This is a genomic window from Candidatus Cybelea sp. (assembly GCA_036489315.1).
GTDB lineage: Bacteria > Vulcanimicrobiota > Vulcanimicrobiia > Vulcanimicrobiales > Vulcanimicrobiaceae > Cybelea.
Genome location: DASXFZ010000013.1, coordinates 39,723 through 51,375, shown reverse-complemented (window position 1 = coordinate 51,375; position 11,653 = coordinate 39,723). Strand labels below are relative to the sequence as shown.

At 64.2% G+C, this 11,653-nt stretch carries 14 protein-coding genes; 2 read left to right on the top strand and 12 right to left on the bottom strand.

The window, feature by feature from the left end; all coding sequences use genetic code 11:
* Nucleotide 1: 1 nt before the first annotated feature.
* From rplW to rplC, 3 genes are read right to left on the bottom strand one after another with little or no spacing between them, the layout of a single operon-like run.
* On the bottom strand, nucleotides 2–310 hold the full coding sequence (rplW, locus tag VGG51_03620; GenBank protein ID HEY1882116.1) for a 50S ribosomal protein L23: 309 nt from the start codon (nucleotides 308–310) through the stop codon (nucleotides 2–4).
* Nucleotides 297–968, bottom strand: a complete 672-nt coding sequence (gene rplD, locus VGG51_03615; GenBank protein ID HEY1882115.1) for a 50S ribosomal protein L4 — start codon at nucleotides 966–968, stop codon at nucleotides 297–299. Before rplD ends, rplW begins: the two co-directional genes overlap by 14 nt.
* Nucleotides 968–1,597 carry a 50S ribosomal protein L3 gene (gene rplC / locus VGG51_03610; GenBank protein ID HEY1882114.1) on the bottom strand — a complete coding sequence of 210 codons (630 nt, stop codon included), beginning with the start codon at nucleotides 1,595–1,597 and terminating at the stop codon, nucleotides 968–970. Before rplC ends, rplD begins: the two co-directional genes overlap by 1 nt.
* A gap of 218 nt (nucleotides 1,598–1,815) precedes the next feature.
* On the opposite strand from rplC, the gene VGG51_03605 reads away from it, so the two are divergent.
* Nucleotides 1,816–3,615 (top strand): retropepsin-like aspartic protease, encoded by a 1,800-nt coding sequence (locus VGG51_03605; GenBank protein HEY1882113.1) that lies wholly within the window; start codon nucleotides 1,816–1,818, stop codon nucleotides 3,613–3,615.
* An 8-nt stretch (nucleotides 3,616–3,623) separates the two neighbouring features.
* Here VGG51_03605 and VGG51_03600 read toward each other — a convergent pair whose 3' ends face one another.
* From VGG51_03600 to VGG51_03580, 5 genes are read right to left on the bottom strand one after another with little or no spacing between them, the layout of a single operon-like run.
* Nucleotides 3,624–4,784 (bottom strand): acyl-CoA dehydrogenase family protein, encoded by a 1,161-nt coding sequence (locus tag VGG51_03600; protein HEY1882112.1) that lies wholly within the window; start codon nucleotides 4,782–4,784, stop codon nucleotides 3,624–3,626.
* 12 nt (nucleotides 4,785–4,796) lie between these two features.
* Nucleotides 4,797–5,222 carry a hypothetical protein gene (locus VGG51_03595; protein HEY1882111.1) on the bottom strand — a complete coding sequence of 142 codons (426 nt, stop codon included), beginning with the start codon at nucleotides 5,220–5,222 and terminating at the stop codon, nucleotides 4,797–4,799.
* A gap of 15 nt (nucleotides 5,223–5,237) precedes the next feature.
* A complete protein-coding gene (locus VGG51_03590; protein ID HEY1882110.1) occupies nucleotides 5,238–5,780 on the bottom strand; it encodes a chromate transporter in 543 nt (180 codons plus the stop codon).
* A complete protein-coding gene (locus tag VGG51_03585) occupies nucleotides 5,773–6,330 on the bottom strand; it encodes a chromate transporter (protein ID HEY1882109.1) in 558 nt (185 codons plus the stop codon). Before VGG51_03585 ends, VGG51_03590 begins: the two co-directional genes overlap by 8 nt.
* Nucleotides 6,320–6,763: an HIT domain-containing protein gene (locus tag VGG51_03580; protein ID HEY1882108.1), complete on the bottom strand. Its 444-nt coding sequence runs from the start codon at nucleotides 6,761–6,763 to the stop codon at nucleotides 6,320–6,322. The genes VGG51_03585 and VGG51_03580 overlap by 11 nt, the downstream gene beginning before the upstream one ends.
* A gap of 81 nt (nucleotides 6,764–6,844) precedes the next feature.
* On the opposite strand from VGG51_03580, the gene VGG51_03575 reads away from it, so the two are divergent.
* Nucleotides 6,845–7,285 carry a hypothetical protein gene (locus tag VGG51_03575; protein HEY1882107.1) on the top strand — a complete coding sequence of 147 codons (441 nt, stop codon included), beginning with the start codon at nucleotides 6,845–6,847 and terminating at the stop codon, nucleotides 7,283–7,285.
* Nucleotides 7,286–7,287: 2 nt separating this feature from the next.
* Here the strand turns inward: VGG51_03575 and VGG51_03570 are convergent, their stop codons facing one another.
* The 4 genes from VGG51_03570 to fusA form a co-directional block, all read right to left on the bottom strand.
* The gene (locus VGG51_03570; protein HEY1882106.1) at nucleotides 7,288–7,554 is read right to left on the bottom strand and encodes a DUF5654 family protein; all 267 of its coding nucleotides are present in this window, start codon (nucleotides 7,552–7,554) and stop codon (nucleotides 7,288–7,290) included.
* Between the two features lie 249 nt (nucleotides 7,555–7,803).
* A complete protein-coding gene (gene rpsJ, locus VGG51_03565) occupies nucleotides 7,804–8,112 on the bottom strand; it encodes a 30S ribosomal protein S10 (protein ID HEY1882105.1) in 309 nt (102 codons plus the stop codon).
* Nucleotides 8,113–8,123: 11 nt separating this feature from the next.
* Nucleotides 8,124–9,323, bottom strand: coding sequence for an elongation factor Tu (gene tuf, locus VGG51_03560; protein HEY1882104.1), 1,200 nt, complete (start codon nucleotides 9,321–9,323; stop codon nucleotides 8,124–8,126).
* Between the two features lie 228 nt (nucleotides 9,324–9,551).
* Nucleotides 9,552–11,648 (bottom strand): elongation factor G, encoded by a 2,097-nt coding sequence (gene fusA / locus VGG51_03555; GenBank protein ID HEY1882103.1) that lies wholly within the window; start codon nucleotides 11,646–11,648, stop codon nucleotides 9,552–9,554.
* Nucleotides 11,649–11,653: the final 5 nt, after the last annotated feature.

Below are 11,653 nucleotides of genomic sequence, written 5' to 3'. Positions count from 1 at the left end.
CTTACTGTTCAAAGTAGTTCACTCCACCGAGCTCGATCTTCTGACCGGCCTTGATCGTAACGACGGCCTTCTTGAAATCGCTCTGCTGGCCGCGAGTCCGCACGCCCTTGCGCGCGAAGGTGCGCGCTTTACCGCGTACGTTGACCGTATTCACGTTGAGGACGTTGACGTGAAAGATCTCCTCGATCGCATGGCGGATCTGCGTCTTGGTCGCCTGCGGGTGGACGACGAACGTGTACTGGTTGATCTGCGCGTCGGCCATCGACTTTTCGGTGATGCGCGGCGCGACGATGACGTCACGGGCGTCCATCGGCGGTCTCCTGTTTGGGGGCGAGACGCTCCGTCAATGCTTCGTAGGCGGCCGTCGTAAAGAAAAGGCGCTCGTAGCGCAGGACGTCCTTGACGTCGAGCGCTCCGTCGTCGGTTACGGCCACGCGCTGAAGATTGCGGCCGACCCGTTCGATCGCGCCGGCGTGCGTTTCACCGCGCCGGCAGACGATCAGGGTCGAGGGGCCGACTCGCGCGGCTTTGGCACTGCCGAAGAGCAGCTTGGCGAACGCGCCCGTCTTTTCGATCGGAAACTCGCTGCTGTCGAGCAGGGTCACGGCGTCGTTTTGGAAGCGGTCTGCAAGCGCCGCCAGGAAGGCGACGCGGCGTTCCTTCTTATTGAGCGATTCGACGTAGCTGCGCGGCTGGGGTCCGAAGACGACGCCGCCATGGCGCCACTGCGGGGAGCGAATCGAGCCTTGGCGCGCCCGTCCGGTGCCCTTCTGGCGCCAGGGCTTGCGGCCGCCGCCCGAGACTTCGTCGCGTTTGAGCGTCGAGGCGGTGCCGGCCCGCGGGTTGGCAAACTCGCGATGGACCGCGCGATAGACCACGGAAAGCTTATCGGCGTAGTCGCCGCCGAGCGCGGCGGGCGATTGCACTTCCTTAAGGACCTTGCCCGAAGCGTCGATCACGTTGGGCATTAGGCCTTCCCTCGCGTCTTCACGCTCTGCGTCACAATCACCAGCGCGTTCTTGCCGCCGGGGACCGCGCCGCGGACGAGCAGCAGATTGCGCTCGCCGTCGGCTTGGACGACTTCGAGATTCTGTAACGTGGTGCGGTCGACGCCGAAGTGGCCGGGCCGGCGGCTGCCTTTGACCGTCCGGCCGGCGTTGGTGTCGCCGTTCGACGCGGGCTGGCGATGGATCATCGATCCGTGGCTCGCGCCGCCGCCGCGGAAGTTATGCCGCTTGATGCCGCCCGAGAATCCGTGTCCCTTCGAGACCCCGGAGACGTCGACGCGATCGCCGGGCTCGAAGCCCGAGACCGTCACCGTATCGCCGACTTCACATTCCTGCGGGCCGCGAAACTCCCTCACGAACCGGACCGGTTCGACGCCTTGCTTCTTGAAGTAGCCGGCCATGGGGCGCGTCACCGAGCCGCGCTTGCGCGGCTCGAAACCCAGCGCCACGGCTTCGTAGCCATGCGTTTCCTTCGTCCGCCGATCGACGACCGTGCAGGGACCGGCAGCGATCACCGTCACCGGGACAGAACGCCCGTCAGAGGTGAAGATGCTGGTCATCCCGACTTTACGGCCCAGGATGTTCTTCATTCGTCCGTTCTCTTAGAGAGTGCGAGGCCACGGGGCCAGGCGTATTGGTAAATCTTTTTTGCCGGTCCGCATCATGAAAAAGCGTACCGGCCTCAACCGCAACTTCGGCAGTGTATCAGGGCCGTAGCGCGAGGTCAAGGCGCAGCGCCCTCGTACTAGCCCGCATGCCGCGCAATCGCCGGATTTCGGTTCTTTTTGCCGCAATTTACCTGCCAGCGGTGCTATCGACGGCCCCGGCGGCAGCCGCCACGCCGACGGCGGCGCTGCTCGACGCTTTGCGCAAGGCGACGCTCGGCCGCCCGATCGGCTCGATCACCTCGATTCATACCACGGGCAGCATGGAGGCGGTGGGAATTCGCGCGACCGCGGCGGAGTGGGACGACGTCCGCGCCGGTCGCTTCTACAGCTCGCAGGCCGGCGGGGCCCTCACCGGAGCAAGCGGCTGGACCGGGAGCGTTGCCTGGAACCAGGACTACTCCGGCCTCGTCACGGTGGACGGCGGAATCCCCGGCCGCCAGCAGGCGATCGATCAAGCCTATCTGGCGACGCTTGGCTATCTCAAGCCCGGCGCCGGCGGCGCCGTCGTCGTCTACGCCGGCAGCCGAAGCGACAACGGCCGCACTTACGACGTGCTCGCGGTGACCCCGGCGAACGGCAGCGAGATCGACCTCTGGCTCGACGAGCAGACACACCTCATCGCGCGTGAGAATACCAGCTTCGGCAACGTCTCGGCGACGACGGTTCTTTCCAACTATCACCGCGTCGACGGCCTCACCTATCCGTTTCTCACCAGTACGAGGACCTCTGAAGGAAACGCGACGAGCAGTCGCACCGGCGCCCTCGTGCTCAACGAGCCGATCGGCGAGCGGATGAATCTTCCGGCGCAGCACCTCCACGATTTCTCGATTGCCGGCGCAACTACCGCGACCGTACCAGTCCAGGTCGTCAACAACCACCTCTACGTCAGCGTAATGCTCAACGGGCGCGGCCCCTACACGTTCGTGCTCGATAGCGGCGGCGATTACATCGTGACGCCCGAGCTCGCCAGACGCCTGGGCGCGAAAACCTCCGGAGAGGCGCAGCTCGGCGGAGTCGGCAGCCAAACCGAGGGCGCCGCCTTCGCGCGCATCGATTCGATCGGCGTCGGCAGCGCGAAGGTCGGCAATCAATACGTGCTCGTGCTCCCGATCGCCACCGGATTCGGAATGGGCGAGGGAATGCAGATCGACGGGATGCTCGGCTACCAGTTCTTGGCGCGCTACGTCACGACGATCGACTACGCAAACGCGAAGATGACGCTGACGATGCCCGCAAGCGCGTCGCCGCCTGCCGGCAGCGCCAGCCTTCCCTTCATCATCGACGGGACGATCCCGCGCATCGACGTCGGCGTCGACGGCGTGACGACGAGCGCCGAAGTCGACACCGGCAGCCGCGCCGCGCTGACGCTCGCTGCTCCGTTCCTCGCGCAGAACCCAACGATCGCCGCGCTTGCCAAGACGCCAGTAGGAGTAACGGGCTTCGGGGTCGGCGGTCCGTCGTTCGGGCGTCTGGGGCGGATTCCCAACCTGACGATCGGACCGTTCACGATCGCCAACAGCATCGCCGACTTCACCAGCGACAAGTCGGGCGCGTTTTCGAATCCCTATAATCCCGCCAACCTCGGCGGTGGGGTCTGGCGGCGTTTCGTCGTCACCTTCGACTACGGCAAGCACGCGCTGTATCTAGTGAAGAGCGCCGCGTTCGATTCGAGCTTCCCGTACGATCGCTCGGGCCTCTTCCTCATCGATCGCGCCGGTGAGTTCACGGTGCTTTCGGCGATCGCGGGTTCCCCGGCGGCCGCTGCCGGGCTCGCCAAGGACGACGTGATCGTCAGCGTCGACGGCGGACCGGCTTCGCGCATGTCGCTCGCGGCACTGCGCGGTCTGCTCTCGGGATCGGCGGGCACCGTCGTCCACTTGCACGTGCGCAATGCAACGGGCGAGCGCGACGTCAACCTCAAGCTCGCGGACTACGTGTAGGCCTGCGGTTATGTAAAGGCGGCGATGCCGGTAACTTCTTTGCCGACGACCAGCGCGTGCATCTCGCTGGTTCCCTCGTAGGTCAGCACCGACTCGAGGTTGTTCATGTGCCGGATCACCGGGTACTCGAGGGTCACGCCGTTTGCGCCGAGGATCGTGCGCGCCGCGCGAGCGATCGCAAGCGCCTCGCGGACGTTGTTGAGCTTCGCGAAGCTGACCTGCGAGGGATGCAGCCGGTGCTCGTCCTTCGCGCGGCCAAGATGCAGTGCGAGCAGCGTACCTTTGTTCAGTTCGAGCAGCATGTCCACGAGCTTGGCCTGCGTGAGCTGAAAGCCCCCGATCGGCCGGTCGAACTGCACGCGCGTCTTGCCGTACTCCAGCGCCGTTTCGTAGCAGCTGCGTGCGGCGCCCATCGCGCCCCAGATGATTCCGTAGCGCGCTTCGTTCAGGCACGAGAGCGGGGCGCCCAGTCCTCCGCCGTTGGGCAGAAGCGCGTCGGCCGGGAGCCGGCATCCGTTCAGCGCGAGCTCGCTCGTAACCGAGGCCCGCAGCGAAAGCTTCTTGTGAATGTCAGAAGCGCTAAAGCCAGGCGTGTCGCGCGGAACGATAAACCCGCGAATGCCGTCGGCGGTCTGCGCCCAAACGATCGCCAGATCGGCGATCGATCCGTTCGTGATCCACATCTTGGTGCCGTCGAGGACCCAGTCCGGTCCATCGCGCCGCGCGGAGGTGCGCATGCCGGCGGGATTGCTGCCGAAATCCGGCTCGGTAAGGCCGAAGCAGCCGATGACTTCGCCGCGCGCCATCGCCGGAAGCCAGCGCTCCTTTTGTGCTTCGTCACCCCAGCGCCAGATCGAATACATCGCAAGCGACCCCTGCACCGAGGCGAAGCTGCGCACGCCCGAGTCGCCGGCCTCGAGTTCGAGACACGCGATGCCATAAGCGACGGCGCTCGCGCCCGCGCAGCCGTAACCTTCGAGATGCATCCCCAACAGGCCGAGCCGGCCGAGTTCCGGCCCCAGTTCGCGCGGTAGGATTCCTTCTTCGAACCACTGCGCGACCTGCGGCGTGATGCGCTCGCGCACGTAGGCGCGGACGGTGTCGCGAACGAGCCGCTCTTCGTCGGAGAGCAAACCCGAAACGTCGATGAAGTCGACTGGATCAGGCATCGCTACGGACGGTTAGCGCTTGAGGACGCGCGCAAGCTTGTCGAAGAGGGCTTCGATCGATCGTTCGAACTGATCTTCGAAGCGCCGCCACAGCAGACGTCCGTCGGTATCGGAGAGCGTCGCATCGACGCGGTACTCCACGACCGTCTCCTTCCCCAGCGTTCCCAAGACGAACGCGTGCGTGCCGTCGAATCCCTCGTTTTGAAAGCGCCACACGATCCGCTCCTCGGGAACAGCCTCTTCGAGGATACTATGGATGCCGAGGTGCCACTCTTCGGTACGCCCCGGCGTCAGCGGGCCCGGAGAGCGCATGAAGGGCTGCGAGGCAAACGGCCAGATCTGATCGCCGGAGGTACCCATCTCCTCGAGCAAATGGTAGATGCGGCGTTTCGTGCCGTGGAACGAGCGCGAACGGAGCTCGTGAAGGTCGATGGGCATCCGCCGTTCGTTCGCTTATCGAAGCGCGACGACCCCTACGCCACCGCTGAGGAGGATGAGCAGCGGCGCGCTGATCTTCGTGCGCAGCATCAGTACGACCACCACCGCCGCCGTCACGTAGGCTATAACCGACGATGGCGCGCCGCGGGCGATCGTCATCACGCTCGACCAGACGAGCCCGACAATCGCCGGAGCGAGGCCGCGCGAGATGATGGCGCGCCACGGCGATGCGGCGAAGCGCCGCCACAGCGCGTCAAACGCAATCATGATCAGGCTGGAGGGTACGAACATTCCGATAGTGGCGACGGCCGCGCCCAGCAGCGGGCGCGAGGGCGTCGCCGCGTAGCCGATCAATGCCGCAAAGATCGTGGTGGGGCCGGGGACGAGCTTGCCGATCGTATAGAACTGCGTGAACCGCTGCGACGAAACCCAGTGGTGCGTCGCCACCGCGTCGGTGTGCATCTGCGGGATGATCCCTTTTCCGCCGCCGAAGCCCAGCACCGAGAGCTGCGCGAAGACCCAGAGCAGCTGCAGCACCGAATGAAAGGTGTCAGCCACGTGCTTCTCGCCGGCTTCGCAGCGTTTCGAAAACGACGCCGGCCCCGCCGAAGACCACGAGCACCAGCAGCAGCGGCATGCGCAGCAGCGAGACGGCGGCCGCGGTAATCGCGACCAGCGCGATCGCGTACCAGCTCTTGCGTTCGTCCCAGGTCAGTTCGAGTGCGTTGCCGATCGTTAATCCGAGCGCGCCGGCGGCGCAGCCGCGCAGAGCGCCCGCGACGAACGGATTTGCCGCGTATTTAAAGTAGAGCGCGCCGGCTATTAGTACGATGACGAACGGCGGTACGCTTGCGCCGCAGAACGCGGCAAGCGCTCCCGGCACGCCGCGAACTTTCTGCCCGCAGTAGATCGCGAGGTTGAGCAGGTTCGGCCCGGGCAGCACCTGCGCGATCTCCAAACCGTCGAGAAAACCATCGGCGTCCATCCAGCCGCGCGCGAGCACCTGTTGGCGGATCGAAGCCTTCTGGCCGCCGCCGAACGAGGTGGCGGAGATGCTGGCAAAGGCGAACGCGATGCTTGTCAGCGACGGCCGCGCGTCAGCTGACATCCGGAAGCGGCCCGTCGACGACGGTGGAGCGGTGTTTACCCGAGAGGATGTGGATGTGCACGTGCTCCGTGTGCTGATACGGAGGCAGGACGCCCATCCGAATCATAAAACCCGTTTCGTAGAGGCCCAAGGAGAGGGCGACCTTTTGAATGCCGCCGATCAGGCGGTGCCAGATGTAGGCGTCGCCCAGCGAGATATCGAGAATCGTCGGGACCCATTTCTTCGGGATGATGACGACGTGGATCTCCCACCATTCCTCTTTGCTCGGGTCGATGTTGTGACGAAAGGCAAAAACCTCGTCGTCTTCGTAGACGACTTCATCGGCCTTTGCCCGCGTACCGTCGAGCCGTCCGCGGAACGTGTGGTTGGGGTCGGGCTTTTCCCACACCGACTGCTCGGGACCGCCGATTAATTCTGAAAGCCAACGTGTCATTGGTCAGGCTGGCTTTCCGACGCGGCGAGCAACGTCCTTTGGCGGCAGGCAATCGCTGCAAAACGGGTGAACGGCAAATGCATGAGCGAGGATGCTTTAAAGCGGGGCATTGCGCCCGTCGACGTTCTGGGAGCGCAGCCGCGCTGGATCAAGGAGCGCAAGGCATGGGAGCACCTCGTCGCCGGCAACGAGGTCGTCTATGAGGATCGCCACGTCGTCGTCTTTCACGATCCCCTCGACGAAGAGCAAGAGTCGCAGCGGATTCCCGGTGAGATCCGGCTCACGCTGCTGACGAAGAGCCGCCACATCGACAGCCTGATGGATTTAAGCGTCGCCGACGAGACGCTCAACGCCGCGATCCTGCACGGCATCCAGCAAGCCGCGCTGGGATTAGGCCTTGAAAAGAAAGGCTTCGAGGTGCGGGCGCACGTTTATCCGCCGCTGCAGCACCGCCCGGAGCTGGCGTTCCGAATCCGTTCGGGGAGGCCGCCGAAGAGATCGAACGGCGCTGCGGAGGGCTAGCGCTACTCCTGCGGCTTCTTCGAGAACGGAAGCTTCGCCGTGAGCTCCGCCTCTTTTTCGGCGAGCTTGGCGAGGCTCTGGACGACGACGATCGCGATGATCGTAATCACGACCGCATAGACCAACTCGGCGACGACCCCGCTGCCGGGCTTGAGAAAGAGCGCGATGACGTCGCTGATGAACTTGTTCCACGCACCGGCGGCGATCAGGCCGAAGGCCACCGTCGCAAGACCGATCATGGTACCGATGTAGCTCGACTTCACTTCCATCCGTGGCTCTTCGTTCCGGCAACGGGGCATTACCGCCAACGAGGAGCGGGCCGGATGCTTGACCCGGCCCGATCCGCTGACGCGGGCCTGTTCGCGGAGGCCGACGACGAACAGCGCGTCACGGTAACGACCGGCTCGAGACCGCCGTTACACCTGCTCGGTACGGTGAACGTAGCACAGGCGCGTTAACGCGTCAACGAAGGTTTCCTCTTTGCGGGCGCGTTGGGACGCTCGGCGGGAGCGAGAAGGCTAGGCCTTCAGCTCGATATCCACGCCGGCGGGCAAGTCGAGGTGCATCAGCGCGTCCATCGTCTTGGGCGACGCTTGAAGAATGTCGATGAGACGCTTGTGCGTGCGCATTTCGAAGTGCTCGCGCGACTTCTTATCGTTGTTGGTCGAGCGCTGCACGCAGAAACGGTTGATCTCGGTCGGCAGCGGGACCGGCCCGCTAACGAACGCGCCGGTACGCTTGGCGGTCTCAACGATCCGTTCCGCCGACTGATCGAGCACTTTGTGGTCGTACGCCTTGAGGCGGATGCGGATCATTTGTTTCGCCATGAGTTAAATCTCTACTCGGCGACCGCGGTAACGACGCCGGCGCCGACGGTGCGGCCGCCCTCGCGGATCGCAAAGCGCAGGCCCTCTTCGCATGCGATCGGGGTGATCAGCTCGACGTCCATCTGAACGTTGTCGCCGGGCATGACCATCTCGACGCCGTCGGGCAGCTTGATCGTGCCGGTGACGTCGGTCGTGCGGAAGTAGAACTGCGGGCGATAGTTTCCGAAGAACGGCGTGTGGCGGCCGCCCTCTTCTTTCGAGAGGACGTAGACCTCGGCTTTGAACTTCTTGTGGGGTTTGACCGAGCCCGGCTTGGCGAGCACCTGGCCGCGCTCGATCTCGTTGCGATCGACGCCGCGCAGCAGTACGCCGATGTTGTCGCCGGCGATGCCCGAATCGAGCAGCTTGCGGAACATCTCGATGCCCGTCACCACGGTCTTCTTCGTCTCTTCCTTGAGCCCGACGATCTCAACCTCTTCGCCGACCTTCACCTGACCGCGCTCGACGCGGCCCGTGCCGACCGTGCCGCGGCCGGTGATCGTAAAGACGTCTTCGACCGGCATCAGGAACGGTTTGTCGACCTGGCGCTCCGGCTGCGGGATGTAATCGTCGATCGTGTCCATCAGCTTGAAGATCGGATCGGCTTCCGCCTCGCCGCGCTTGCCGCCCGAGTTGAGCGCCTTGAGCGCCGAACCGCGGATGATCGGCGTGTCGTCGCCAGGGAAATCGTACTTCGAGAGCAGCTCGCGAATCTCCATCTCGACGAGCTCGAGCAGCTCCTCGTCATCGACCATGTCGACCTTGTTCAGGAAGACGACGATGCGGGGAACGCCGACCTGGCGCATCAGCAGAATGTGCTCGCGCGTCTGGGGCATCGGACCGTCGGTCGCCGCAACGACGAGCACCGCGCCGTCCATCTGGGCCGCGCCGGTGATCATGTTCTTGATGTAGTCCGCGTGGCCGGGACAATCGACGTGCGCGTAGTGGCGCTTGGGCGTCTCGTACTCCTGGTGCGAGATGGCGATCGTAATGCCGCGCTCTTTCTCTTCGGGAGCGTTGTCGATCTGATCGACGCCGACTTTTTGCGCGAGCCCTTCGGTCGACAGGCAATGCATGATTGCCGCCGTCAACGTCGTCTTTCCGTGATCGACGTGTCCGGTCGTTCCGATATTTACGTGCGGCTTGGTGCGCTCGAACTTTTGCTTGGCCATCTCTTTCCTTTCAGTACGCGCTCCACTTCGCGGAACGCCTTGGGGCTGCCGCCCCGCGCGGACTACGCCGCGCAAACCCCGCCTTGGGGCTAAACTCTAGTACACGGACCCAGGCGTATTAGTTGCCTCTTTTCCGCCTTACGCGGTAAACGCCCCCATCGCAGGGGGCGCCACAACCCCGGAATATTATCAAGCAAAACCCGCGAATGTCAACGGACCGTGCTCGGGTCAGGCGGGGGCCAACTTCTTGCCGACCGCCTTAGCGACGATCTCTTCTTCGACGGATTTCGGCGCCTTTTCGTAATGCGAGAACTCCATGGTGTACGTCGCTCGCCCTTGTGTTGCCGAGCGCATATCCGTAGCGTACCCGAACATCTCCGAGAGCGGGACGTGCGCCGTGATCACCTGAGCTCCGCCCGGTGCCTCTTCGGTCGCGTGAATCGCGCCGCGGCGCCGGCTGAGGTCGCCGTTGATGGCGCCCATGTACTCTTTGGGCGTCGTCACCTCGACCTTCATGATCGGCTCGAGCAGGATCGGGCCCGCGGAACGGTTCGCTTCCTTCCACGCCATCGAGGCGGCAATCTTGAAGGCCATTTCCGACGAGTCGACCTCGTGGAACGAACCGTCGAAGGCTTCGGCCTTGAAGTCCATCACCGGGAAGCCGGCGAGCACGCCGTTTTGGGCCGACTCGCGGATGCCTTCCTGAACCGCCTTGGCGTACTCTTTTGGAACCGCGCCGCCGACAATCTTCCACTCGAAAACAAAGCCCGTTCCCGGGGGCTGCGGTTGAACGCGCAGCCAGACGTCGCCGTACTGGCCCTTGCCGCCCGACTGCCGCACGAAACGGCCTTCCTTTTCAACGGTCTTTGTAATCGCTTCTTTGTAAGCAACCTGCGGCTTACCAACGTTGGCCTCAACTTTGAACTCCCGGCGGAGCCGGTCGAGGATGATCTCGAGGTGCAGTTCGCCCATGCCGGCGATGATCGTCTGCTGGGTCTCTTCGTCGGTCCGCATCCGGAAGGTCGGATCTTCCTGCGCGAGGCGCGTCAGCGCCAAGCCGAGCTTGTCTTGATCGGCCTTGCTCTTGGGCTCGATCGCCTGGTGGATGACCGGCTCCGGGAACGTGATCGACTCAAGCGCGATCGGCGACTTCTCGTCGCACAGGGTGTCGCCGGTGCGCGTGTCGGAGAGCCCGACCGCGGCCGCGATGTCGCCCGCGCCGATCGAATCGATGTCCTCGCGATGGTTGGCGTGCATCCGCAGGATCCGGCCGATGCGCTCCTTGCGCCCCGAGCGCGAGTTGAGCACGTAGCTGCCCTTGTTGAGCACGCCGGAATAGACGCGGAAATACGTCAGGTTGCCGTACGGATCGGTCGCGATCTTGAAGGCCAGCGCGCAGAACGGCTCGGCGTCGGCGGCCTTGCGGGTGATCTCGCCGCCCGATTTCGGATCGCGTCCGACGATCTGCTTGGCTTCCAGCGGCGAGGGCATGTATTCGACCACCGCGTCGAGCAGCGGCTGAATGCCCTTATTCTTGAAGGCCGAACCGCAGAGCATCGGCAGCACCGTGCCCTCGATCGTCGCCCTGCGCAGCGCCGCCTTCATGCGGTCGATCGGCAGCTCTTTGCCCTCGAAGAAGATCTCGAGCAACTCGTCGTCCTGTTCGGCGATCGCTTCGACGAGGTGCTGGCGCCATTCCAGCGCGAGCTCGCGCAGCTCGCCGTCGACCTCTTCTTGCGCCATCGTCGAGCCGAGGTCGTCGGTGTAGACGATCTTCTTCATCGTGAACAGATCGACGACGCCCTTAAACTTATCTTCGGCGCCGATCGGCACCTGAATCGGTACGGCGCGGGCGCCGAGGCGCTCGCGAATCTTTTCGACGACGTTGAAGAAGTCGGCGCCGATGCGGTCCATCTTATTGACGAAGACGATGCGCGGAACCTTATATTTGTTCGCTTGACGCCAGACGGTCTCCGACTGCGGCTGAACCGCGGCCACCGAGTCGAAGAGCGCGACTAAGCCGTCGAGCACGCGCAGGGAGCGCTCGACCTCGACGGTGAAGTCGACGTGCCCCGGCGTGTCGATGATGTTGATGCGCGTATCCCGCCAGGTCGTGGCGGTCGCGGCCGAGGTGATCGTAATGCCGCGTTCCTGTTCCTGAACCATCCAGTCCATCGTCGCCGCGCCGTCGTGCACTTCACCCATCTTGTGCACGCGTCCGGTAAAGAAGAGGATACGTTCGGTACAGGTCGTCTTGCCGGCATCGATGTGCGCGGCAATGCCGATATTCCTCGTGCGTTCGAGCGGATATTCCCTAGCAGCCATGGTGT

Excerpts from the sequence above, each read along its gene's own strand:
- tuf (HEY1882104.1), bottom strand. The coding sequence starts at position 9,323 with ATGGCCAAGCAAAAGTTCGAGCGCACCAAGCCGCACGTAAATATCGGA.
- VGG51_03595 (HEY1882111.1), bottom strand. The coding sequence starts at position 5,222 with ATGCCCATCGACCTTCACGAGCTCCGTTCGCGCTCGTTCCACGGCACG.
- VGG51_03580 (HEY1882108.1), bottom strand. The coding sequence starts at position 6,763 with ATGACACGTTGGCTTTCAGAATTAATCGGCGGTCCCGAGCAGTCGGTG.
- VGG51_03600 (HEY1882112.1), bottom strand. The coding sequence starts at position 4,784 with ATGCCTGATCCAGTCGACTTCATCGACGTTTCGGGTTTGCTCTCCGAC.
- rplC (HEY1882114.1), bottom strand. The coding sequence starts at position 1,597 with ATGAAGAACATCCTGGGCCGTAAAGTCGGGATGACCAGCATCTTCACC.
- rplW (HEY1882116.1), bottom strand. The coding sequence starts at position 310 with ATGGACGCCCGTGACGTCATCGTCGCGCCGCGCATCACCGAAAAGTCG.
- fusA (HEY1882103.1), bottom strand. The coding sequence starts at position 11,648 with ATGGCTGCTAGGGAATATCCGCTCGAACGCACGAGGAATATCGGCATT.
- VGG51_03575 (HEY1882107.1), top strand. The coding sequence starts at position 6,845 with ATGAGCGAGGATGCTTTAAAGCGGGGCATTGCGCCCGTCGACGTTCTG.
- VGG51_03585 (HEY1882109.1), bottom strand. The coding sequence starts at position 6,330 with ATGTCAGCTGACGCGCGGCCGTCGCTGACAAGCATCGCGTTCGCCTTT.
- rpsJ (HEY1882105.1), bottom strand. The coding sequence starts at position 8,112 with ATGGCGAAACAAATGATCCGCATCCGCCTCAAGGCGTACGACCACAAA.
- VGG51_03570 (HEY1882106.1), bottom strand. The coding sequence starts at position 7,554 with ATGGAAGTGAAGTCGAGCTACATCGGTACCATGATCGGTCTTGCGACG.
- rplD (HEY1882115.1), bottom strand. The coding sequence starts at position 968 with ATGCCCAACGTGATCGACGCTTCGGGCAAGGTCCTTAAGGAAGTGCAA.